Genomic DNA, 22,792 nt, shown 5'->3' on the forward strand with positions numbered 1-22,792 from the left:
AGCTAATATGAAAAACTACAGAATTTGTACGCGTTGCATCATGGATACCAGCGATCCGAACATTCGCTTTGACCAGCATGGCGTTTGCGAGTACTGCGCCAACTTCGACAGTGAGATCAAGCCGAATTGGCACACTGGAGCGCAAGGCGAGTCTGAATTAATGGCGCTGGCAGAAAAAATCAAACAGCACGGTAAAGGTAAGGACTTCGACTGCATTATCGGTTTGAGTGGCGGCCTGGATAGCTCATACGCTGCCTACATAGCAAAGAATGTCATGGGCCTTAGGCCGTTACTGTTCCACGTAGACGCAGGCTGGAATACTGACCAAGCTGTCGGTAACATTGAGCGCTTGGTCGACGGGCTTGGCCTGGACCTATACACCGATGTAATCAACTGGGAAGAAATGAAGGATCTGCAGGTGGCTTTCCTGCGTGCGCAGATTTCAGACCAGGACCTACCGCAAGATGCTGCCTTCTTTTCGGGGCTCTACAAGTTCGCACGCAAGCACAAGATCAAGTATGTATTGACGGGCGGAAACTATTCGACCGAGTGCTGCCGTGAGCCCGAGGAGTGGGGCGGTTATCCAGGTATCGACAAAACGCTGTTCAACGATATCCACAGCCAATTTGGTAAGCGTGCGCTGAAAACCTTCCCGTTGGTTGATATCCTAACCTACAAGGTTTATTACCAGCGTATTCTGGGTATGCAGATTGTAAAGCCTCTCAATCTTGTACCCTATATCAAGGCCGATGCAGAGGATACCCTAGAGCGCTTGTTCGGTTGGAAGCGGTTCAAACACAAGCATCATGAGTCGCGCTTTACGCGTTTTTACGAAGACTACTGGATGCCGCGCAAATTTGGCTACGAGAAGCGCCGCGCGCATTTCTCCAGCCTGATCATGACCGGCCAGCTGACGCGCGAGGCGGCGCTTGAGCGCATTGCCAAGCCAGAGATGGACGAAAACTTCCTCAAATCCGAGTTCGAATACGTCGCCCACAAGCTGGACTTGACTGTGCCTGAGCTTCAAGGCATTTTCGAAGGTCAGAACAAGACCTTTCGTGACTACAAAAACAAACGTTTCTTGATCGGCATCGGGGCGCGAGTGCTCAGTGCAATCGGATTGGAAAGAAGGCTGTTCAGATGATTACCATCATTGATTACGGCTTGGGCAACATACAGGCCTTCGTTAACGTCTATAGACGCTTGCACATTCCGGTATCGGTCGCGCAGACCGCCGCGCAGCTGGACGGTGCAACCAAGCTGATCCTCCCCGGCGTGGGGGCTTTCGACCATGCGATCGAACGGCTCGATGCGTCGGGTATGCGCCCCGCACTCGAAGAGCTGGTCCTGCGGCACAAGGTTCCCGTGCTTGGCATTTGTGTGGGCATGCAGATTCTTGCCAACAGCAGTGAAGAAGGGCGCCTGGCAGGCCTGGGTTGGGTGCCTGGATGCGTTCGGTCGTTCAAATCCGTCCCGAACCTTACAGACCTACCGTTGCCTCACATGGGCTGGAATGACGTGGCAGCCCTCAACGACAACCCCTTGTTCAAAGGTTTCGAAGAAGAGGCGCGGTTCTATTTCCTGCACTCGTTCTTCTTTGACTGCGAACAGGAGCAGCACCGTGCGGCGATGTCTTCCTACGGGCTTGAGTTCAGCTGCGCTGTTCAGGCGGGGAACGTTTACGGCGTTCAGTTCCACCCTGAGAAGAGCCACCACTTTGGCGTCGGCCTGCTGAAAAACTTCGCGGAACTGTGAGCGGAAACTGACAAATGCTTAGACCCCGGATCATTCCATGCCTGCTCATCCAAGACGGTGGGTTGGTGAAGACGGTCAAATTCAAGGATCCGAAGTACGTCGGAGATCCCATCAATGCGGTGAAGATCTTCAACGAAAAGGAAGCCGATGAGCTGATCGTGATTGATATCGATGCCACTGCTCATGGTGTCGAGCCCAACTATACCCAGATCGCCAAGCTGGCGGCCGAGTGCCGCATGCCACTGTGCTATGGCGGCGGAATCCGCACGGCGGAGCAAGCAAAAAAAATTATCCAGCTGGGTGTCGAGAAGGTGGCCATTAGTTCAGCCGTGCTCGATAACCCTCGGTTGGTGACCCAGATTGCCGAGGAAATCGGCAGCCAGAGCGTGGTGGTGGTGCTGGACCACAAGTCGCGCTTGCTGAGCAAGCATCAGGAAGTATGGACGCACAACGGCACGCGCAATACCAAGCGCAATGTCTTGGAAGTGGCACAGGAGCTGGAAAAGCTCGGTGCAGGCGAGATCGTGCTCAATTCGATCGAAAACGACGGGAAAATGAAGGGCTATGACCTGGACCTGGCCAGCAAGCTACGGGCTGCGGTGCATATCCCGATCACCATTCTGGGTGGCGGTGGCTCACTCGAAGACATGGCCAGCGTGGTCAAAGCTTGCGGCGTGGTTGGTGTGGCGGCAGGTAGTTTCTTCGTTTTCAAGGGCACCTACCGAGCAGTGCTGATCAGCTACCCCAATGCCCAGCAGAAAGACGACATCATTTATTCCGCTTTACGAGCCCGCTAACTTCCAACGCGCGTCGCAAGGGTCAGATCATATGTTCAAAGGTAAGAAGCTTCTCATCACTGGCGGCACCGGTTCGTTTGGCAACGCTGTGCTCAAACGGTTTCTCGATAGCGATATTGCTGAAGTCCGCATTTTTAGCCGCGATGAGAAGAAACAGGACGACATGCGCAAGCGCTACGACAGCGCCAAGCTGAAGTTCTACATCGGTGATGTGCGGGACTACCAGAGCGTGCTGAACGCCATGCGAGGTGTCGACTACATCTTCCATGCGGCCGCGTTGAAGCAGGTACCCTCCTGTGAGTTCCACCCAATGGAGGCCGTCAAAACCAACGTCATCGGCACCGAGAACGTTCTGGAAGCGGCAATTCAGAGTCAGGTGCAGCGCGTTGTCTGCCTCAGTACCGACAAAGCCGTCTACCCGATCAACGCCATGGGCATTTCCAAAGCCATGATGGAAAAGGTCATGGTGGCCAAGTCGCGCAACCTGGACCAGACCAAGACAGTCATTTGCGGCACGCGCTACGGCAACGTCATGGCGTCGCGCGGCTCGGTGATTCCGCTGTTCATCGAACAGATTCGCGCAGGCAAGGCCTTGTCGATCACCGACCCGAACATGACCCGGTTCATGATGACGTTGGCAGATGCCGTCGACCTGGTGCTGTATGCCTTCGAGCACGGCAACAACGGCGATCTATTCGTACAGAAAGCACCTGCTGCGACGGTCGCAACCTTGGCCACCGCATTGACTTCGCTGCTAGGCAAGCCAGAGCACCCGGTGCAGGTGATTGGTACCCGTCACGGCGAAAAGCTCTACGAGGCCCTGCTCAGCCGTGAGGAGATGGCCTGTGCCGATGACATGGGCAACTACTTCCGAGTACCACCAGACCTGCGCGACCTGAACTACAGCAAGTATGTCGAGCAAGGTGAAGAGAAGATCTCCCGGACCGAAGATTACAACTCGCACAACACCGAGCGCCTGGATGTTACAGGCATGCAGGCACTGCTGCTGAAACTCGAATTCATCCAGGCCATCCAGCGTGGCGAACACGCTACACCGGAGGAGTGAGTGATGAAGGTTTTGGTTACCGGCGGCAATGGCTTCATAGCGCGCAACCTGCTGGTTCATCTGAAAGAGCGCAAGGACATCGAGGTGGCTCTGTTTGTGCGCGGCGATGACCTTGGTGCATTGAAGCTCAAAGCCGCCGAAGCGGATTGCATCTTCCACCTGGCGGGCGTGAATCGCCCCCAGGACCCTGCGGAGTTCGACAGCGGCAACAGCGAACTTACCCAGCAGCTGTGTGATGCAATCAAGGCTTCCGGCCGCAAGATACCGGTTGTGTACTCATCTTCCATCCAGGCGCAACGGGACAACCCGTATGGGCTGAGCAAGCTTGCGGCTGAGCGGGCTTTGTTGGCGTTGAACCAGCAGAATGCCAACCCGGTCTACATCTTCCGCCTGCCCAACGTATTCGGAAAATGGGCGCGGCCAAATTACAACTCGGCCGTTGCGACCTTCTGCAATAACATTGCCCACGACCTACCCATCCAGATTCATGACGAATCTGCGGCATTGAACCTGGTCTATGTGGACGATGTGGTCAGCCAGTTCCTCGCCATCATGGATGGGAAGGCACCAAGCAGTGGCCTGGTAGAAGTCGAGCCGGTTTACAGCACCACCGTAGGTGAGCTGGCCAAACAGATACGCCGCTTCCGTGACAGCCGCGCTTCGTTGGTTACCGAGAACGTTGGCGTGGGCCTGGTCAGGGCCTTGTACTCCACGTATCTGAGCTACCTGCCACCCGCTGCATTCACCTATGAGGTGCCTAAGTACGGCGACCCACGCGGCGTTTTCGTGGAAATGCTGAAAACTCCCGAAGCCGGTCAGTTTTCCTACTTTACGGCGCACCCTGGTATTACCCGTGGTGGTCATTACCATCACTCGAAAACCGAGAAGTTCCTGGTCATCAAAGGCAAGGCCAACTTCCGCTTCCGTCAGGTCGTGACAGGCGAGTTTTATGAGCTGCAGACCAGCGGCGACTCGCCAACGATCGTCGAGACGGTGCCAGGCTGGACCCATGACATCACCAATATCGGTGATGACGAGATGATCGTAATGCTCTGGGCCAATGAAATTTTCGACCGTGAACACCCGGACACTTATGCGCTGCCGGTCTGCCCATAAAACGCCTGGCCCAGGAATGAGGTTTGTATGAAAAAGCTGAAAATCGTCACTGTTGTTGGAACACGTCCAGAAATCATTCGCTTGTCCAGGGTCTTGAGTGCACTTGATGAACACTGTGAGCACGTCCTGGTGCACACCGGGCAGAACTACGACTACGAACTGAACGAAATTTTTTTCCAGGACCTGGGTATCCGCAAGCCCGATCACTTCCTCAACGCTGCGGGCGCTTCGGGCGCCGAAACCATCGGTAATGTGATCATTGCAGTGGACCGTGTATTGGCCGAAGTGAATCCAGAGGCCTTACTGGTATTGGGCGACACCAACAGCTGCATGGCTGTGATCTCGGCCAAGCGCCGCAAGATACCTACCTTCCACATGGAGGCCGGCAACCGCTGCTTCGACATGCGTGTGCCCGAAGAAATCAACCGCCGTATCGTTGACCATACAGCCGATATCAACCTTACCTACAGTACAATTGCTCGTGACTACCTGTTGCGCGAAGGTCTGCCAGCCGACCGCGTGATCAAGACCGGCAGCCCCATGTTCGAAGTGCTCAACCATTATCGCGATGGTATCGAGGCGTCCGATGTGCTTGAGCGGCTTGGGCTTGAAGCGGGCAAGTTCTTTGTGGTCAGCGCGCATCGAGAAGAAAACATCGACTCGGACAAAAATTTCCTGAAGTTGGTCGACACGCTGAACACAGTTGCCGAACAATTCGACCTGCCAGTCATTGTTTCTACCCACCCTCGTACCCAGAAGCGCGTCGACGCCATGGGGGTAACGTTCCACACGAACGTACGCTTGCTGAAGCCCCTGGGTTTCAAGGACTACAACAAGCTACAGCTCACCTCCAAGGCGGTCCTGTCTGACAGCGGTACCATCAACGAGGAGGCATCGATCCTCAACTTCCCGGCATTGAATATCCGCGAGGCCCACGAGCGGCCGGAAGGTATGGAAGAAGCGGCTGCGATGATGGTTGGCCTAGATGCTGAGCGCGTCCTGCAGGGGTTGAGCATTCTCGAAAGCCAACTGCGCGGCGAGCAGCGCAGCCTGCGCCTGGTAGCCGACTACAGCATGCCGAATGTTTCTGACAAGGTAGTTCGCATCGTGCATAGCTACACCGACTACGTAAACCGTACGGTTTGGAAACGGTACTGAATCTGTGGAAGAAATATCCGGGAAGAAGCTGAAAGTTTTGGTGGTCAGTCAATATTTCTGGCCGGAGAACATGCGGATCAATGACATGGTCCGTGACTTCACGGAAAAGGGACACGAAGTCACGGTGTTGACAGCTTGGCCAAATTATCCCGAAGGTAAGGTTTACCAACGCTACAAGGATAACCCCGAGCAGTTCGGTAACTACGAAGGGGCTGAAGTCGTGAGGGTGCCTCTGGTACCCCGCGGCAAGCGCAGTATCCAGTTGGTATTCAACTACCTCTCCTTCGTACTGACGGCTTCTTTACTGGGGCCGCTGAAGCTCAGAGGCAAGCAATTTGATGCGATATTCGTTTATGCAGTATCGCCGATTCTTGCCGCGATCCCTGCTGTGCTGCTTCGTCGACTTAAGCGCGCACCGTTGTTCATCTGGGTGCTTGATTTGTGGCCGGAGACACTGCGCGCTGTGAATGTCATCCATAGCCCCAAGCTACTGGGTTTGGTGGGTTTGGCGGTGTCTTGGATCTACAACCGCACCGATTACTTGCTGCTGCAGTCTCACGGTTTCTTCGAAAACGTGCGTCGTTATTGCACTAAGCCTATCGAAGCAGAACGCCTGGTGTATTTCCCAAGCTGGGCCGAGGATGACTTTTCGGTGACCACGTTGGAGCCTTCGAAGCTGGTTAAGCCCGATGCCGCGACGTTCACCGTGGTGTTTGCCGGTAACCTGGGGGAGGCGCAGGATTTTCCGGCAATCCTCGATGCTGCTCAGGCTTTGCGTGGCAAGGTTTCGGTGCGCTGGGTAATTGTCGGAGATGGCCGTATGAGCGGCTGGCTCGAGGAGCAGGTACGTAGCCGAGCGCTGGACAACGTATTGCTGCTTGGGCGCCATCCACTGGAAGAAATGCCGCCGCTGTTTGCGCAGGCTGATGCCTTGCTGGTGTCACTGCGTACCAATGACGTCTTTGAGAAGACTATCCCAGGCAAGGTTCAGGCATATCTGGCATCCGGCCGCCCGATCCTCGGTATGATCAACGGTGAGGCCGCGCGCGTGATCGAGGCGTCCGGGGCAGGGTTCGCCTGCGAGTCGGGTAATGGCGGCGAGTTGGCCAGTATTACTCGGCAGTTGGCTGAGCTGCCTGCCGCGCAACGCCAGCAGATGGGTGAAGCAGGGCGGCAGTACTACGAACGGGAGTTTGCCCGGCCTTCGCTGCTGGCGCGACTGGAACGCCTTATGAGCAATGCCACCATGAGAAGGTCAGGACGATGAGCCACAAGGTTTTTCTCACCGGAGCCAGCGGCTTCGTCGGGAGTGCAATTTTGCGCAGACTCGTGTCCGATGGGACGACCGTGATTGCTGCTGTAAGGCAGGGGAATCTTGCGTCCTCGCCATTGGTGCGAAGCGTGCAGTTTCATTCGTTCGAGCAGGAAAACGACTGGGGCGGAGCGCTTACCGAGTGTGACGTGGTGATCCATAGTGCGGCACGTGTGCATGTAATGAACGACACGGAGACCGACCCATTGGCAGCCTTTCGGCGAGTCAACGTAGAAGGGACACTGGCGCTTGCTCGCCAGGCCATCGCTGCCGGGGTTAAACGGTTCGTGTTCATCAGTTCGATCAAGGTGAATGGAGAAGGCACTCAGCCTGGCAAGCCTTACACCGCCAACGACACCCCTCAGCCGCAAGATCCGTATGGCATTTCAAAGCTGGAGGCTGAAACAGCATTGCAGGCGTTGGCCCGAGAATCTGGCCTTGAGGTGGTGATCGTGCGCCCAGTGCTGGTATATGGGCCAGGCGTAAAGGCCAACTTCCTCAATATGATGCGCTGGCTTGATCGCGGCATACCACTGCCATTTGGAGCCATTCACAATCGACGAAGCCTGGTAGCCCTGGACAACCTGGTTGATCTGGTGGTCACTTGCATGAGTCATGAAGCTGCGGCCAATCAGGTATTCCTGGTCAGTGATGGCGAGGACCTATCCACTACCGAGCTATTGCGCCGTATGGGGCAGGCGTTGGGCAGGCCAGCGCGTTTACTGCCGGTACCGGCAGGATTGCTGAGTACAGGTGCGAAAGTGTTGGGCAAAGGCAGTTTGTCTCAACGCCTGTGCGGGTCGTTGCAGGTGGATATCAACAAAACGCGCGATCTGCTCGGCTGGCACCCTCCGGTAAAGGTGAATACTGCGCTTCAAGCTGCCGCAAGGCACTACCAGGAATACGATAAGACATGATGCTTTTGTGGTTTCTTCCGGCCATCTTGATTCTGTCACTTGTAATGACAGCAGGTTTGCGGCGCTATGCGCTGGCGCGCAGTGTGATGGATGTGCCCAATGCACGTAGCTCGCATACGGTTCCTACGCCAAGGGGCGGTGGCGTCGCCATTGTGCTGACGTTCCTGCTGGCTATGGTCGGCCTATTGGTGTCAGGTACTGAGCCAATCAATACGTTGTTGGCGCTTGGCGGGGCAGGTGCATTGATTGCGGTCATTGGTTTCATGGATGACCACGGGCATATTGCTGCTCGTTGGCGTCTGCTCGGCCACTTTGTTGCTGCAGCCTGGATGCTTGGCTGGTTGGGTGGGTTGCCGCCACTAGTCATGTTCGGCTGGACACTGGACATGGGCTGGTTGGGAGGGCTGCTGGCTGCGGTATACGTGGTGTGGTTGCTCAACCTCTATAACTTCATGGATGGCATTGACGGCATTGCCAGCATCGAAGCGATTACCGCGTGCCTGGGTGCAGCGTGGCTTTACTGGCTTGGAGGCTTCGGCGGTACCGCTGTGTTGCCGTTGTTGCTGGCAGCTGCGGTTGCAGGCTTCCTGTACTGGAACTTCCCCCCCGCGAAGATTTTCATGGGCGATGCTGGAAGTGGGTTTATTGGTTTCGTGTTGGCTGGGCTTTCGCTACAGGCAGCGTGGGTGTCGCCAGCCATGTTCTGGTGCTGGCTGATCCTACTGGGCGTCTTTATCGTTGATGCCACTTATACCCTGGTAAGGCGCTTGCTGCGCGGCGACAAGGTTTACGAGGCCCACCGAAGCCACGCGTACCAATTCGCCTCGCGCCTTTATGGCAAGCACCTGCCGGTTACGGTTGCCGTGGCTGCACTCAATGTGGGCTGGCTGCTACCGGTAGCATACTGCGTTGCTCAACTTGGCCTTGATGGCGCACTGGGTGTGATATTGGCTTATGTTCCGTTGATCGTGCTGGCAATACATTACCGTGCAGGCGACTTGGAAAAATGACACTAGAGTAAACGGATTGTCGGTTGAAATGTGGAAAGCTCTAAGAGGGGTTATGGGAAAAGTGCGTACAAAACTGCTTGCTCTGCCTCGACGGCACAAGCGCCTGTTGCAGGTGCTTACCGATATCGTGCTGATTTGGGGGGCACTGTGGCTCGCGTTTGTGGTCCGCCTCGGTATTGAAGATTTAGCGAACCCGATCATCGACCACACTTGGCTGTTCTTGTGTGCGCCGGTTGTGGCTATTCCGCTGTTCATTCGTTTTGGCCTGTATCGTGCGGTGATGCGCTATTTCGGCAATGACGCGCTCATCGCCATCATCAAGGCCGTTACCCTTTCCGCGCTGATCCTCGGATTTATCATCTACTGGTCGGCAAACCACCAGAACATCGTGCCGCGCTCGATTACCTTCAACTACTGGTGGTTGAGCCTTATCATGGTGGGCGGCTTGCGCTTGGCCATGCGCCAGTACTTTCTCGGTGACTGGTTTGCGGCTGCGGCGCAGCATGTGCCATTTGCCCAGAGACAGGACGGCTTGCCCAAGGTGGCTGTTTATGGCGCTGGTGCGGCGGGTAACCAATTGGTTGCTGCGCTGCGTATGGACAAAGTGATGCGTCCGGTGGCCTTCATCGATGACGACCCTAGTATTACCGACCGGGTCATCGCGGGCTTGCAGGTTTACCGCCCGGATCAGCTTCAGCAAATGATTGATGTAACGGGGGCTGAGGAGATACTGCTGGCGTTGCCCTCCGAAACGCGTACTCGACGTCGCGAAATTCTCAACTTTCTGGAAGGTTACCCACTGCACGTGCGCAGTGTGCCCAGCTTTATCGATCTGGCCAGCGGCAAGGTAAAAGTGGATGACATCCAGGAGGTCGACATCGCCGACTTGCTCGGGCGTGACCCAGTGCCGGCCCAGGGCGACTTGCTTGAGCGCTGCATTGCCGAGCAAACAGTGTTGGTCACGGGTGCCGGCGGTTCTATCGGCTCCGAGCTGTGCCGACAAATCCTAGGCCAATCCCCCAAAACATTGCTGCTGTTCGACCATAGCGAGTTCAACCTATACAGCATCCTCTCCGAACTTGAGCAGCGTATTGCCCGCGAGTCCCTGTCGGTTTGCCTGCTGCCAATCCTCGGTTCGGTCCGAAACCAGCCCCAGTTGCTCGACATCATGCGCACCTGGCGGGTCGACACCGTCTACCACGCCGCCGCCTACAAGCACGTGCCGATGGTGGAGCACAACATCACCGAAGGCCTGATGAACAACGTCATCGGCACCCTGCACACCGCGCAGGCCGCGCTGCAGGCCGGGGTTGCCAACTTCGTGCTGATTTCCACCGACAAGGCCGTGCGCCCGACCAACGTAATGGGCAGCACCAAGCGCCTGGCCGAAATGACCCTGCAAGCCCTTAGCCGCGAAGTGGCGCCGGTGCTGTTTGGCGACAGCGGCAATGTCTCCCAGGTAAACAAGACCCGCTTCACCATGGTGCGCTTCGGCAACGTGCTGGGCTCGTCGGGCTCGGTGATTCCGCTGTTCCACAAACAGATCAAGGCGGGCGGCCCGCTGACCGTCACCCACCCGAAGATCACCCGCTACTTCATGACCATTCCCGAGGCCGCGCAGTTGGTGATTCAGGCCGGCTCCATGGGCAAGGGTGGCGATGTGTTCGTGCTGGACATGGGCGAGCCGGTGAAGATTGTGGAATTGGCCGAGAAGATGATTCACCTGTCTGGCTTCAGTGTGCGCTCCGAGCGTAACCCAATGGGTGATATCGCCATCCAGTTCACCGGGCTGCGGCCAGGTGAAAAGCTGTATGAGGAACTGCTGATCGGCGACAACGTGATTGCCACCCGCCACCCGATGATCATGAGCGCCAACGAAGACTTCCTGGCCTGGGACACGCTCAAGGAGTCCCTGCGGCAACTGATGGCGGCAGCTGCGGCCGATGATTTTGTGCGGGTACGGCAGTTGTTGCGCGAAACCGTGAGCGGCTATTCGCCGGAAGGCGAGATTGTCGACTGGATCTATCAGCAGCGCCGTCTGGAACCCTGATCCACCCGCTTGCACAGGGCCGCAATGCGGCCCCTGTGTCGGCGCCGCGCCAACTTGAATGTCACGTTGACATCGTCTTAGCTCTCGAACCAACCGCCAACAGGCTAGAATCTGGAAAGTGGAAGAGCAGACTCTGACAACGGAAGCAGACGAACATGACCATTCTGGTAACCGGCGGTGCAGGCTTTATCGGGGCGAACTTCGTTTTGGACTGGCTGGCCGGCAGTGATGAGCCAGTGGTCAACTTGGACAAACTCACCTACGCGGGCAATTTGCAGACCCTGCGCAGCCTTCAAGGCGACAAGCGCCATATCTTTGTGCACGGCGACATTGGCGATAGCCGCCTCGTCGCAGAATTACTGAAAGCCCACCAGCCACGCGCGATCGTCAACTTTGCCGCCGAGTCCCACGTAGACCGCTCGATCCACGGCCCGCAAGCCTTCATCGAAACCAACGTCGTAGGCACCTTCCACTTGCTGGAAGCCGTGCGTGCCTACTGGGGTGGCCTGAATGAGCCGGCGCGCCAGGCATTCCGCTTCCTGCATGTGTCCACAGACGAAGTCTATGGTTCGCTAGCGGCTGGCGAGCCTGCCTTCACCGAAACCCACCAGTACCAGCCCAACAGCCCGTACTCGGCCAGCAAGGCCGCCAGCGACCACCTGGTGCGTTCGTATCACCACACCTATGGCCTGCCGGTGCTGACCACCAACTGCTCCAACAATTACGGCCCCTACCATTTCCCGGAAAAGCTCATCCCTCTGATGATCGTCAACGCCTTGGCAGGCAAGCCGCTGCCTGTGTACGGCGACGGCCAGCAAATTCGCGACTGGTTGTTCGTCAAGGACCATTGCAGCGCCATCCGCCGGGTGATGGAAGCCGGCAAAGCAGGGGAGGTGTACAACGTCGGCGGCTGGAACGAAAAGCCCAATCTGGAAATCGTCAACCGCGTATGCGCGCTGCTTGACGAACTGCGCCCGCGCACCGACGGCAAGCCCTACGCCGAACAGATCACCTACGTGACCGACCGCCCCGGCCACGACCGCCGTTACGCCATCGATGCCCGCAAGCTGGAGCGCGAACTGGGCTGGAAGCCCGCCGAAACGTTCGAAACCGGCATCCGCAAAACCGTGGCCTGGTACCTCGACAACCAGGAATGGGTGCAAAGCGTGCAGTCCGGCAGCTACCGCGACTGGGTCGAGAAAAATTACGCAGGGCGTTCTGCATGAAGGTACTGCTACTGGGCAAGGACGGCCAGGTAGGCTGGGAACTGCAACGCAGCCTGGCCCCGCTGGGCCAGGTGCTGGCGCTGAACGCCCGTAGCCAGGCGCATTGTGGCGACCTGGCCAACCTGCCAGGCCTGGCCGAAACCGTACGCGCCTTCGCACCCGATGTCATTGTCAATGCCGCTGCCTACACTGCCGTGGACAAGGCCGAAAGCGACCGGGAGCTGGCCTTCAAGGTCAACGCCGAAGCTGTCGATGTGCTGGCCCGAGCTGCCGCCAACTGCGGCGCGCTGCTGGTACATTACTCCACCGACTATGTGTTCCCAGGGCAGGGGACCCAGCCTTGGCGTGAAGACGACGCCGTCGGCCCCCTGAATACCTATGGCGCCAGCAAGCTGGCTGGCGAGCAAGCCATTCTGGCCGCTGGTTGCCAGCACCTGATTTTCCGCACGTGCTGGGTATATGCCGCCCGCGGCAACAACTTCGCCAAAACCATGCTGCGCCTGGCGGCGGAACGTGACAGCCTCGGCGTGATCGACGACCAGCACGGCGCCCCGACGGGCGCCGAACTGATCGCAGACATCACCGCCCACGCCATCACCGCCACCCGCCGCAATCCTGCCCTGGCCGGCCTGTACCACTTGGCCGCCGGTGGTGAAACCACCTGGTGCGGTTACGCCCGTTACGTACTGGCGCAAGCGGCTGCCCATGGCGTGCGGCTGAAAACCCATGCCGAACAGGTCACGCCTTTGACCACTGAGGCCTACCCGACCCCGGCCAAGCGGCCGGCCAACTCGCGTCTAGACACCCATAAACTGCAGAAGGCCTTTGCCCTGACCCTGCCAGACTGGCGCCTGGGTGTGGCTCGCATGCTGACGGAAATCCACGAGAAAGGACCACTATGAAGCGCAAAGGCATCATCCTGGCAGGTGGGTCGGGTACCCGCTTGCACCCCGCGACGCTGGCCATTTCCAAGCAACTGCTGCCGGTGTACGACAAGCCGATGATTTACTACCCGCTGACCACATTGATGCTGGCGGGCATTCACGACATCCTGATCATCTCCACCCCCCAAGACACTCCGCGCTTCGAGCAACTGCTGGGCAACGGCCACCGTTGGGGCATCAATATCACCTACGCCGTGCAGCCATCCCCGGACGGCTTGGCCCAGGCGTTCCTGATTGGCGAAGACTTCATCGGCAACGACCCCACCGCATTGGTGTTGGGCGACAACATCTATTACGGCCACGACTTCCAGCAACTGCTGCGCAGCGCAATGGACCGCCGGGGCAGTGCCAGCGTGTTCGCCTACCACGTGCAGGACCCTGAACGTTATGGGGTGGTCGAGTTCGACGGGCAGGGGAATGCGATCAGCCTGGAAGAGAAGCCGGCCAAACCCAAGTCCAACTATGCCGTGACCGGGTTGTACTTCTACGACAACGACGTGATCGAGATTGCCAAGGGCATTCGGCCGTCTGCGCGTGGCGAGTTGGAGATTACCGATGTGAACCGGGCGTATCTGGAGCAGCACCGGTTGTCGGTGGAGATCATGGGGCGCGGGTATGCCTGGCTGGACACCGGGACGCATGACTCGTTGTTGGAGGCTAGTGGGTATATCGCCACGATTGAACGGCGGCAGGGGTTAAAGGTGGCTTGTCCGGAGGAGGTGGCTTACAGGCAGGGGTGGATTGGGGCGGAGGAATTGCTGAGGTTGGCTGAGCCGTTGGCTAAGAATGGGTATGGGCAGTATTTGAAGCGGTTGGTGGGGGATACGATCTATTGAGGCTCAAGAAGTTTGTTCGGGTAGGGGAGCTGCTTAATAAATCCCGCGGAGTAAAGCCTGTGGGAACACATCCCTCTTTCTAGGGTAGGATTATCACTTATGTAGCAATGGTTTTGTCACCGACTAAGGTTAAAGATGGTCAGACTAACTTAGTAATAAAAATATTGTCAAAAAGGTGTGGACTGATAATCTGCTGTCCTAGCGACTCAACATGTTTGGATGGCATGAAGAATTTTGTATCTATGATAGTTGCAGTAGTCGATGCGAGTGAAGCAAGTCGCAGAAGAGCCCTCGCAATATATCGAAGGCTCCTGTTATAAGGGCTAATTAGAAGTGTTTTTGTCTAATTGCCTAGTTTGCGGAGTCAACGCGGCGATGGCTTGTGGTACTTTGTCCGCGTCTACGACATTTCTACCTATGAGCTCTGACCCCATCATGCTGATGTGACCTTGATCGTAATAGAGCAGTGCGTCATTGTTATACGCAGAGCAGATGCCGTTGTTACAGATTTGAGGTCGAATATCGAAAGTTGTTACGTTTGCATAGTGGCTGGCGATTTCTTTGAGGTAATTATTGATTTCGCTGTCGCCGTTGTCCTGAATGATGGCTGTTGAGGGGCAATTCATATAAGGAATACGAATTGCTTTCGCCGTACACATCCGATCTAGACCTTCGAAAATAGGTACATTTAGAGCAACTATGACTTGGTTGCCGTTGCTTGCTAGTTCGGCGATGGTCTTAGCGAACTGCTCTTTCCCTCCTCGTTTTGAATAAGCTTCCCATGAGGCTCCGAGTATCACGGTTTTGTAGTTCTTCGACTCAGAGAAAGCACGATTGTTAAAGTCGTTACAGGACCGTGCGCGCGCTGGCGCAATAAGTTTTGATGTGTCTCGAACCGGTGGGCATGAAGATACTGATATATTACGAACTGCAAAATGACGGCTCTCGCCGACAGACTTCAAATACCCAACATAATGTGCTGCATTCGAATCACCCCACAGCAAAATTTCGGGTGGAATAGATTTGTCACCATTGACGCATTTTTCCTCATTCCATTTGGCTGAATCATACTCCATCATTTGGCAGTTGTAAGGGAAACGGCTCGCAGGCTTTGTATTGAAGTCGTGTTGGGAGATTTCTCGTTTATATTTTACGCCGGCAGTAGTTGGCCAATATCCTCCGTTATTCGTTAATATATAACCAACTATTATTACGGCTGCGCTGGTTGCGAAGATGGGAGCTGCTTTTGTAACAATCCACATCGGGGAGCGAGCTCTAAAGGGCGTTTCTATCAGGTTGTACGAAATAAGCGTAAGAATACATATTAAGAGCGCGCAGTAGATCCCGCCAACTAACGTAGGCTCACCATATGCGTATCGATAAAAAGCTAGTACAGGCCAATGCCAAAGATAGAGCGAGAAAGATCGAAGGCCCACGTAACGGGCCACGGGATTTCCAAAAATTTTCGATAGAATATTATTCGAGTTGGTGCCCGAAAGGATCAATAGTGCTGCGCCAGCGGATGGAACTAAAGAACGGAAACCAGGGAAACCATCTTTTTCGTTGAGTGCGAAGAGGGCCCAAGCCACCATTGATAAGCCAACTACACCGGTCACAGCCGCAGTGCGGACTGAAATACGGCGTGTGCCCTGCCATAAAAAAAGCAGTGCTCCGATCAGTAATTCACCTGCACGAGATGGCAGCATATAATAGGCGAAGGATGGATCTCGGGCCAAAAAATATTCGCTAACAGCGAAAGACGCGAATGCTAGAAATATGGCTGTGGCCGCCAAAAGCCGCTTTCCGCCGATCCTCATTGCGACAATCATCAATGCAGGCCAGATCAGATAAAACTGTTCTTCAACGCCAAGTGACCACATGTGTAGCAGTGGGACAGTATCAGATGAAGCAGCAAAGTAACCGGTGTCTAGAAAAAGCCAAAAGTATATGTTGGCTGCCGAAAGAGTAGCACCTATTGCCGACTCAGAGAGGCTTTTAACGTCGGTAGGTAGGAGGATAAAAGAACCTACCATAAGTGTGGTGAATATCACGAAGACTGCAGCAGGCAGTATCCGGCGGGCTCGACGTCCATAAAAGTCGCCGAACGAGAAGCTGTTCCCTTGTCCGTAGATGATTCCCGTAATCAGGTAGCCAGATATAACGAAAAATATGTCTACGCCGACGAATCCACCTGGGAGCCACTCCTTATTGAAGTGAAAGATCGTCACAGCTAGAACTGCTAATGCCCTTAGCCCATCTATGTCTGGGCGGTAAGCCGAATGATTGCCTTGCATTAAAATTCCCTTGTAATACGGCCTGAGAATAGAAATTAATTTTAAGTGTTTTACTTCGGTTTAGAAATTTTCATGTCGGAGTTATGTGGTTATTTTCTGTCACTACGGCACATTCATGGCGAAATTTTTGAAAGCGGAGAGGTCGTGAGTCATCATTTTTCCGCAATGCCTAAATATCAATAATAAAAATAGATCTGTCGTCTTTATGTGTGGGGCGAAGCTCGAAAAATAACCACGCTATCGCGCGGACTTATATTGATTCGAGCAACACTGCAAAGGTGACGGTTTTTGTTAAGAGGCTGTTCTCGAGTTATGGTTCTATAGTGTTTAATTTTATACAGGTGTTTTAAGCGGTCGGTAGGTTAGTGCCGCGTCAGCACTGCCTTTCGCGTAAATGTCTTGTATAGAGTCTTTAATTGAGTCATTAAAAAGTTTTTCAAACGATTTGAATGTGTTTTTTAACGAGTCATCATTGGTTGCCTCTGCCAAAAACTTTGCTAGATTTACAGCCCTCAGCTGTCCATAGTCTGGCATTATTTCGGCTTCAATCGAATACGAAAAATACTTGCCATTGAATGCTTGCTTGTGAAGTAGTTTCGACATGGTTAAACAAGATTTTTCAATTGTTTCATCTGCAAAGCTGAGTCCAGATGTTTTTCTAAACTTCATCAGGCCTAAAATGGCGGATATGTTGCCGTTGTAGATTCTGAAACGCATGTAGCCATCGTCATGCAGTTCAGTGCCTAGCTTTTGCAGGTAGTCAACTTCAGATGGTGTTGGGATGAAGACGTACTCGTTTAGCCAAAAATCATCGTTAGAATCTGTACTGGATAATTTTATTTTGCAATCTTTAGATGTGATGGTTTTAACTAGTTTTTCTGCTTTTGATAGATACTTTGCGTTGTTCGTTGCTTCGTAAAGTTTTAGATAGCCATATGCAGTATATGCATTCATGAATGCGCCATAAAATGGCTTTTCCATAGTCGCCCAATATATGGAGAATGAAAAATCATTTCTTATATAAGCATGGCCTTCAATTTCTTCAGTGTACAGACTTGCTGCGAGGTCGAGAAATGATGCTTGGGCCATTATTGCTTTTAAGTCCTCATGCTTTTTGCTGGATGAAGCGAGTGCTGAAGAGTTTATTGCAAAAGCGAAAGGGTTAAATGGCTGGTTGTAGTTTTTTATATATTTTTCGGGCCATTCGCGGAAAAGGTCAAGATAGTGCTTTGGTTTCCAAGTCGGGTTTATTGGGCCCGTGCTCATGGCTCTGTCGAACCATTCTGTAGTGAGTGTGTCGTAGTCGATTTTCATTGAAACTCTTTTCCTGGCTTACCCGCGAGATAGCGAATTATACCCAAGGCCACGATAAAGATCACCCCGTGACATGTGCGATGGAGGCCATGTAGGGGCAATATTTTCGGGGCAAGAGATATTTTCAGGTTGTCGCCTAGTAAAGCAATAAGGAATAGTGAGGGGGCGCTTAGGGCTGGTCTTGAGGGTAATTGGCTGAAGCTTACGAAGCTCCAGTGGCGGCTTGCAATGGTGATACTCTATTAAATGAGTTAATCATTCCCGCCGAAAGTGTCAGTGGGAATGATTAGTGGTGTTGTGGCAAAAATCTTAGGCTGATAATTACTGTTGCTGCTCTTGCCAATATACGCTAACTAGTGAGGGTTCTTTTTCACCAATGAGAACACCGATTGTTGGTGAGCCTTTTTTGTGGTAATGAACCTTGATTGCTGGGGATTCTGCGTTGGGTTGCACGGTAGCAATATAACCGAGTGAGCGGAATCGCTCATCTACTTTACTTTTGGTTGCGTCTTGTGGAGAGCTGTATTGGACCTCGAAACGCTTCTTCGTTCCGTTTTCAATGGGCTTCGAAATGTTCTTCGTCAGGTCTCCTTGAAGGGTCAGCTTTTCGCCCGTTGGGAGTTGGATGTCGATGCCCTTTTCTTCATTGCAGCCGCCTAAAGCGAGCAGGCAGGAAAAAACGGCAATGCTAGTAATCTTCTTCATTTTTGAAATATATACCTAAGGTTGTTAGTGTGAAATTTGGTTTTGGATCTTAGCAGGCCTGGCAGTGGTTTGCTATTCTGTCTGCTCAAACTTTGCATGCTTGGGTGAGGTTTTGAGCAAGTCGAATGCCATTCTCCTTTTGATCACTGTTCGCGAATATTTTTGTATAAAATCGTTTCGAGCAGTTGGGCGCAGGTCTAGTTTTCTGAAGGACTCGATAGCGCCTTCTATATCACATGGGTTGAACACGGCCGTATTTTGAATACGCCTGCTGGCGAAACGGCCGGGGTAGCCTGACAAACCCGCTAATATTGGCTTTTGCGTTGCCGCATATTCAAATAGTTTGGAGGGCAGCACGCGACGAAACGCTTTAATGTCATTCAAATGCAAGAATAGCACATCGGCTTCGCGATAGAGTTTCAGCAGAAAATCACGTTTCATTGGCGCAACCAGGTAAACATTGTGTACTTCTTCGCGGCGTAGCGCTTTTCTTAGTTGGTCTATTGCGCCGCCAGAGCCAACGAGATGGAAATCTACTTCGCTCTCCAAACGCTTGGCCAGTTGCGGAATAATAAGATGCAACCCTTGACCGGCGCCAATGTTTCCAGCGTATACGACTTTCAATCTTTGTGCTTGTGCAAGGAGATTCTGTGGTGCGGTAGAGGCAGGGAGTGGCTGCAAGAAAAGCTCGTCAATGCCGTTTGTATAAAGTGTGTATACTTTTTCTGGGTAGCGCTTATTAAAATAGGGTATGAAGCCTGGTGAAATAAGATTCACTTTGTCCGCTTGGCGGATGGTGCTAGCCTCTATTGATGAGAAAAAAAATGAGGCTATTTTTCCCAGTGTCGGTGGTAGCACGCCCCGCAATGTATCAACAAAAATATCCCTGATGTCTAGGTAGAGCTTTGTACCTGTTCTTTTAGATATGTAGGCGCCGAGCGAAGCCGTCATCAGGCGAGATGATGTGGCGAAAATTAAATCGTAGTGTCTGTTTCTTGCAGCTTTGCATACTTGTATGGCAAAACTACCGAACGAAACTGCCTGGTCGATAAATCCACTTTTATGTGATGGCACCGAAAGGCGCCGCACCGTCAGGTTTGGTAACTGCTCGTAGCTGGAGGCGCTGGCCTTGAACGTGTGATATCGATTGGGTTGTGTCGTGATGACATCAATTTCAACATGATCGCTGACATTTTCCAGTAATGCTTTTACCAATGCTTCTGCACGAAAAGACCCCGCCGACAAATCCGGTGGATAGTAATAGCTGAGAAAGAGGATGCGAGTTTTCACGATCAGTTCACCTGGCTATAGCGGGGGTAAGTAAAACCCTTTCATAAAGATCGACCAGGCTTTTTTCTTGCGTTTCCCAGTTCAAATTTTGCGCGGTCAATTGCGCATTGTGCGAGAAACGTTTGCGAAGTTCATGATCGGCTAGAAGCTTCACAATGGTGTCGCTAAGTGCTTGTTCGTCGTTTGCAGGTACCAGTAGGCCAATGTCATTATTTCTGACAATCTTGCGGATTTCAGGGAAATCAGTAGCGACCACCGGCAACCCGGCGATCACGTACTCAAAGAGCTTGTTCGAGTCCGTTGTATAATGGTTCAGGCACGTGTTTTCAATTGGTTGTACACCAATATCTGCAGATGCTGTATAGCCAGGGAGATCAGCCAAGGCTACCGTCGGGATGAAGTGAACTTTATGCTGAATGTTCAGATCTTGTGCCAACGCCATGAGCGGCTGTGCCAGCCTACCCCCGCCAATCAGCACAAAATAGCAGTCAGGCACATGCTGTGCGCAGCGGATCAGTTTTTCCAGGCCACGTCCTTGCTGCAAGCCACCTTGGTACACAACGATCGGCCATGACTCCACTAGCCCCAGTTCATCCCTGATCTTGTTCGAGCGCGGGCTCTCAACTAGTCTTGGGCGATTTTGCAGAACCAGTGGTCGCTCCACCCCATAAGCTCTGGCGAAGTACTTGGCGCGCGCGTCGGTGGTGGTGATAGTGCCATTGGCAGAGGGCATTAAGCGCTTCTCTACGAACCCCACCACTTTTCGCAAGCTCTTGTAGCCTTCGCGACTGGTGCTGATCTCATGTGCATCATATACAAGCTTGGCGCGTGACAGCTTCGCGGCCAGCCAGGCAGTAGGCAGGGTATTTACATCGTGTGAGTGAACCACTGGAGCGCGGTACTCAAGCATTTTGAGAAGCAGCGCAAAATGGGTCCAGCCGCGCGCGATAGCTCTGAACACGAGAAGCTTCAGGCTGGCTTTGACTGGGGTGGACCTAGGCGCCTTGAGGCCTGGATTGGTAGCAGCCGGTACATCTTTCCTGCGCAGTTTCCACAGAGGAGAGCGGGCTACCCGTACGACTTCGATGCCATCTTGCAGGACGGTGTGCTCTTGGGTAACACCAGGAGTATGCAGCGCAAATACCCTCACCTTATAGCCAGCCCGTTGCAGCGTTTGGGCCTCTTTCATTACGCGTGCGTCATTGAGGAATTCATTCCAGACAATCATTGAGACTTTTGTCATTGCGTTGCCCCCTCTGCAGCTACAGGTCTTTTGAGAATTTCAATGCAGTTAACGACGTCGGGAGTCAATGCAAGGGCTGCCGAATAGTCTTTTCGCACAATATGTCTTTCCAGCATGTACATCAGCGCGGCCAACCACACTTTTTGAGGATCGGCTGAAGTGAGTGCCTGACGTTGATCTGCGCTGCGCAGGGTTTCGAAAAGTGCGTCCTTTTGGGCGACAGGCCAACTGCAACCAATCGCTTCGATTCGCCAGTTGCTCCAGTGGCTGAGAACAAATCCCGATGCAGGCGAGGCAAGAATCGTGTTGTTGGTGATGTCCAAAGGTACGATCTGGCGGGGAAGCGCGGCGAGGTATCCGGTAATCGCTGGCAAGTTGGCGATGATACGTTCAACGTTACCCGTGTCATCGTCGTTGATGCACGCCAGGCGCAGCGAGTTGATTGTTGTTACATCCAGGCGCTGTTCAAGGTACAAGCGCGTGCGGGTGAATTGTGCGATCAGTTCTGCGGAGGGCTCGAGCAGCATCATTTTTTGAGCAATCGCAAGAATGCCTTCGCCGATTCTCTTCCCGCCGCTCAGCTTTTCGGAGCCTTCAAATTTGTAGAGATGGCAGTCAATATCGTTGACCCGATGGTGACCAACAAACGGCAAGCCGGGCAGACCCGATTGTGTAGTCAGCAGCGTCCGCTCCTGCAAAGCTGAGGATGAAATATTGTTGCCAAACACCTTGACCAGCAGTGCACCGCTGTCGTCTTGCTGGTCCAGATGAAGCGTAAACGCGTAGATATCTGCAAAACCCACCTGATGCCATTGCATCAAGTAACCGTCGACTGCTTTCAGGTTGATTTTTTCAAGAAGTGTCTTAACCCATTTCTCTCTATTTTCAGCGTCTAGAATGTACTCAAGGCCATTACTCTGGGGGCGAAGTTCGATAAGAGGTTGAGATTGATAAAATAAAGCATTTACTTGTCGATGCTGAATGCGCAGACCAATGAGGTCCAAGATCATGCCGGACAGCCTTTGTAATCCTTGTCGCATGATTAGCACGGCAATAACTGCATTGAAAATCTTGCTTTGCTGGTAGTACAGAAAATCGGTAACCAGATAGAAAAAACTCAAAAGAAAGCCAGTCGCGGCCAAGGCGTTGAGAATCGGGCCGTAATGATGATCAAAGCTCTCGCGAATTTTTTTAACGTGGTTGTAGGCCAAGACACAAACGGTACCGGCTATGACCAAGTAAGCAAGAATTGCCAGGAGCAAGCTCGGGTATACGTACAGTAGTGCGAGTGCACTGAGGCCGAAGAAAGCCGCGCCGGCCATGGCGCGATTGAAACGTGTGTACGCATTGGTGGCAATCTTGTCCTGATTCTCAAACAAGTTCAGTTTCGAGGTGCGTGCAAGAAGCGTTCGCGTACCTTTACGACAAAGGAGGGCGGTCGCCAGTTCTGATAATAGATAAGCGATGTAGCAAAGTGCTGCCGCCGCAGTCAGCGCATAGATCAAATGATCTTTTTTAAGCGTATGCAAGATGGATGGGAAATAAGCAGGTGTTTTTTCCGAGCCCAGCAAAATGATGACTTTAAGCGGTAGAAAAAACGCCAACAGAAGAAAGATTTGGCTGGCCAGTGTGCTGACTTGGACGAGAAACGTGATAATAGGTACTACCCGGACGAATTTCACGCCTAGGGAGATGCACCAGCCGATCGTTGCTTTGATCTGGTGTTGGAGTTTCATGTCAGACCGAAACCTTACGCGCA

19 protein-coding genes are annotated in these 22,792 nt (G+C 53.5%); 13 read left to right on the top strand and 6 right to left on the bottom strand.

What is annotated here, in order from left to right:
- Nucleotides 1–7: 7 nt before the first annotated feature.
- The 13 genes from ACNFBR_RS05355 to rfbA all read left to right on the top strand — a co-directional run bounded on the left by ACNFBR_RS05355 (nucleotide 8) and on the right by rfbA (nucleotide 14,187).
- Entirely contained in the window at nucleotides 8–1,144 is a 1,137-nt protein-coding gene (locus ACNFBR_RS05355; protein WP_416733962.1) for an N-acetyl sugar amidotransferase, read from the top strand.
- Entirely contained in the window at nucleotides 1,141–1,755 is a 615-nt protein-coding gene (hisH, locus tag ACNFBR_RS05360; protein ID WP_416733963.1) for an imidazole glycerol phosphate synthase subunit HisH, read from the top strand. Before ACNFBR_RS05355 ends, hisH begins: the two co-directional genes overlap by 4 nt.
- 14 nt (nucleotides 1,756–1,769) lie before the next feature.
- Entirely contained in the window at nucleotides 1,770–2,552 is a 783-nt protein-coding gene (locus tag ACNFBR_RS05365) for an AglZ/HisF2 family acetamidino modification protein (protein WP_416733964.1), read from the top strand.
- Between the two features lie 31 nt (nucleotides 2,553–2,583).
- Nucleotides 2,584–3,618 (top strand): polysaccharide biosynthesis protein, encoded by a 1,035-nt coding sequence (locus tag ACNFBR_RS05370; RefSeq protein ID WP_416733965.1) that lies wholly within the window; start codon nucleotides 2,584–2,586, stop codon nucleotides 3,616–3,618.
- A gap of 3 nt (nucleotides 3,619–3,621) precedes the next feature.
- Nucleotides 3,622–4,734: a UDP-2-acetamido-2,6-beta-L-arabino-hexul-4-ose reductase gene (gene wbjC, locus ACNFBR_RS05375; protein ID WP_416733966.1), complete on the top strand. Its 1,113-nt coding sequence runs from the start codon at nucleotides 3,622–3,624 to the stop codon at nucleotides 4,732–4,734.
- A 27-nt stretch (nucleotides 4,735–4,761) separates the two neighbouring features.
- Nucleotides 4,762–5,892, top strand: a complete 1,131-nt coding sequence (gene wecB / locus ACNFBR_RS05380; RefSeq protein ID WP_416733967.1) for a non-hydrolyzing UDP-N-acetylglucosamine 2-epimerase — start codon at nucleotides 4,762–4,764, stop codon at nucleotides 5,890–5,892.
- Between the two features lie 70 nt (nucleotides 5,893–5,962).
- Nucleotides 5,963–7,159 (top strand): glycosyltransferase family 4 protein, encoded by a 1,197-nt coding sequence (locus ACNFBR_RS05385; protein ID WP_416734030.1) that lies wholly within the window; start codon nucleotides 5,963–5,965, stop codon nucleotides 7,157–7,159.
- Nucleotides 7,156–8,121, top strand: a complete 966-nt coding sequence (locus ACNFBR_RS05390; protein ID WP_416733968.1) for a UDP-glucose 4-epimerase family protein — start codon at nucleotides 7,156–7,158, stop codon at nucleotides 8,119–8,121. Before ACNFBR_RS05385 ends, ACNFBR_RS05390 begins: the two co-directional genes overlap by 4 nt.
- A complete protein-coding gene (locus ACNFBR_RS05395; RefSeq protein WP_416733969.1) occupies nucleotides 8,118–9,131 on the top strand; it encodes an MraY family glycosyltransferase in 1,014 nt (337 codons plus the stop codon). Before ACNFBR_RS05390 ends, ACNFBR_RS05395 begins: the two co-directional genes overlap by 4 nt.
- 52 nt (nucleotides 9,132–9,183) lie before the next feature.
- A complete protein-coding gene (locus ACNFBR_RS05400; protein WP_416733970.1) occupies nucleotides 9,184–11,181 on the top strand; it encodes a polysaccharide biosynthesis protein in 1,998 nt (665 codons plus the stop codon).
- 155 nt (nucleotides 11,182–11,336) lie between these two features.
- Nucleotides 11,337–12,407: a dTDP-glucose 4,6-dehydratase gene (rfbB, locus tag ACNFBR_RS05405; RefSeq protein WP_416733971.1), complete on the top strand. Its 1,071-nt coding sequence runs from the start codon at nucleotides 11,337–11,339 to the stop codon at nucleotides 12,405–12,407.
- Entirely contained in the window at nucleotides 12,404–13,309 is a 906-nt protein-coding gene (rfbD, locus tag ACNFBR_RS05410; protein WP_416733972.1) for a dTDP-4-dehydrorhamnose reductase, read from the top strand. The genes rfbB and rfbD overlap by 4 nt, the downstream gene beginning before the upstream one ends.
- On the top strand, nucleotides 13,306–14,187 hold the full coding sequence (rfbA, locus tag ACNFBR_RS05415; protein ID WP_416733973.1) for a glucose-1-phosphate thymidylyltransferase RfbA: 882 nt from the start codon (nucleotides 13,306–13,308) through the stop codon (nucleotides 14,185–14,187). Before rfbD ends, rfbA begins: the two co-directional genes overlap by 4 nt.
- A 323-nt stretch (nucleotides 14,188–14,510) precedes the next feature.
- Here the strand turns inward: rfbA and ACNFBR_RS05420 are convergent, their stop codons facing one another.
- The 6 genes from ACNFBR_RS05420 to ACNFBR_RS05445 form a co-directional block, all read right to left on the bottom strand.
- On the bottom strand, nucleotides 14,511–16,481 hold the full coding sequence (locus ACNFBR_RS05420; protein WP_416733974.1) for an acyltransferase family protein: 1,971 nt from the start codon (nucleotides 16,479–16,481) through the stop codon (nucleotides 14,511–14,513).
- 333 nt (nucleotides 16,482–16,814) lie between these two features.
- Complete coding sequence (locus ACNFBR_RS05425) at nucleotides 16,815–17,795, bottom strand: D-glucuronyl C5-epimerase family protein (RefSeq protein ID WP_416733975.1); 981 nt, start codon at nucleotides 17,793–17,795, stop codon at nucleotides 16,815–16,817.
- Between the two features lie 321 nt (nucleotides 17,796–18,116).
- Entirely contained in the window at nucleotides 18,117–18,500 is a 384-nt protein-coding gene (locus ACNFBR_RS05430; protein ID WP_416733976.1) for a hypothetical protein, read from the bottom strand.
- A 72-nt stretch (nucleotides 18,501–18,572) separates the two neighbouring features.
- Entirely contained in the window at nucleotides 18,573–19,790 is a 1,218-nt protein-coding gene (locus ACNFBR_RS05435) for a glycosyltransferase family 4 protein (RefSeq protein ID WP_416733977.1), read from the bottom strand.
- Between the two features lie 7 nt (nucleotides 19,791–19,797).
- Nucleotides 19,798–21,033, bottom strand: coding sequence for a glycosyltransferase family 4 protein (locus tag ACNFBR_RS05440; RefSeq protein ID WP_416733978.1), 1,236 nt, complete (start codon nucleotides 21,031–21,033; stop codon nucleotides 19,798–19,800).
- A complete protein-coding gene (locus ACNFBR_RS05445) occupies nucleotides 21,030–22,769 on the bottom strand; it encodes a hypothetical protein (RefSeq protein WP_416733979.1) in 1,740 nt (579 codons plus the stop codon). Before ACNFBR_RS05445 ends, ACNFBR_RS05440 begins: the two co-directional genes overlap by 4 nt.
- Nucleotides 22,770–22,792 lie beyond the last annotated feature (23 nt).

Origin of the sequence: Pseudomonas sp. NY11955 (genome assembly GCF_048068035.1) — a bacterium.
GTDB lineage: Bacteria > Pseudomonadota > Gammaproteobacteria > Pseudomonadales > Pseudomonadaceae > Aquipseudomonas.

Excerpts from the sequence above, each read along its gene's own strand:
- wbjC (WP_416733966.1), top strand. The coding sequence starts at position 3,622 with ATGAAGGTTTTGGTTACCGGCGGCAATGGCTTCATAGCGCGCAACCTG.
- ACNFBR_RS05425 (WP_416733975.1), bottom strand. The coding sequence starts at position 17,795 with ATGAAAATCGACTACGACACACTCACTACAGAATGGTTCGACAGAGCC.
- ACNFBR_RS05395 (WP_416733969.1), top strand. The coding sequence starts at position 8,118 with ATGATGCTTTTGTGGTTTCTTCCGGCCATCTTGATTCTGTCACTTGTA.
- rfbA (WP_416733973.1), top strand. The coding sequence starts at position 13,306 with ATGAAGCGCAAAGGCATCATCCTGGCAGGTGGGTCGGGTACCCGCTTG.
- ACNFBR_RS05420 (WP_416733974.1), bottom strand. The coding sequence starts at position 16,481 with ATGCAAGGCAATCATTCGGCTTACCGCCCAGACATAGATGGGCTAAGG.
- wecB (WP_416733967.1), top strand. The coding sequence starts at position 4,762 with ATGAAAAAGCTGAAAATCGTCACTGTTGTTGGAACACGTCCAGAAATC.
- ACNFBR_RS05365 (WP_416733964.1), top strand. The coding sequence starts at position 1,770 with ATGCTTAGACCCCGGATCATTCCATGCCTGCTCATCCAAGACGGTGGG.
- ACNFBR_RS05390 (WP_416733968.1), top strand. The coding sequence starts at position 7,156 with ATGAGCCACAAGGTTTTTCTCACCGGAGCCAGCGGCTTCGTCGGGAGT.
- ACNFBR_RS05430 (WP_416733976.1), bottom strand. The coding sequence starts at position 18,500 with ATGAAGAAGATTACTAGCATTGCCGTTTTTTCCTGCCTGCTCGCTTTA.
- ACNFBR_RS05400 (WP_416733970.1), top strand. The coding sequence starts at position 9,184 with ATGGGAAAAGTGCGTACAAAACTGCTTGCTCTGCCTCGACGGCACAAG.
- hisH (WP_416733963.1), top strand. The coding sequence starts at position 1,141 with ATGATTACCATCATTGATTACGGCTTGGGCAACATACAGGCCTTCGTT.
- ACNFBR_RS05440 (WP_416733978.1), bottom strand. The coding sequence starts at position 21,033 with ATGACAAAAGTCTCAATGATTGTCTGGAATGAATTCCTCAATGACGCA.
- ACNFBR_RS05370 (WP_416733965.1), top strand. The coding sequence starts at position 2,584 with ATGTTCAAAGGTAAGAAGCTTCTCATCACTGGCGGCACCGGTTCGTTT.
- ACNFBR_RS05445 (WP_416733979.1), bottom strand. The coding sequence starts at position 22,769 with ATGAAACTCCAACACCAGATCAAAGCAACGATCGGCTGGTGCATCTCC.
- rfbB (WP_416733971.1), top strand. The coding sequence starts at position 11,337 with ATGACCATTCTGGTAACCGGCGGTGCAGGCTTTATCGGGGCGAACTTC.
- ACNFBR_RS05355 (WP_416733962.1), top strand. The coding sequence starts at position 8 with ATGAAAAACTACAGAATTTGTACGCGTTGCATCATGGATACCAGCGAT.
- rfbD (WP_416733972.1), top strand. The coding sequence starts at position 12,404 with ATGAAGGTACTGCTACTGGGCAAGGACGGCCAGGTAGGCTGGGAACTG.
- ACNFBR_RS05385 (WP_416734030.1), top strand. The coding sequence starts at position 5,963 with ATGCGGATCAATGACATGGTCCGTGACTTCACGGAAAAGGGACACGAA.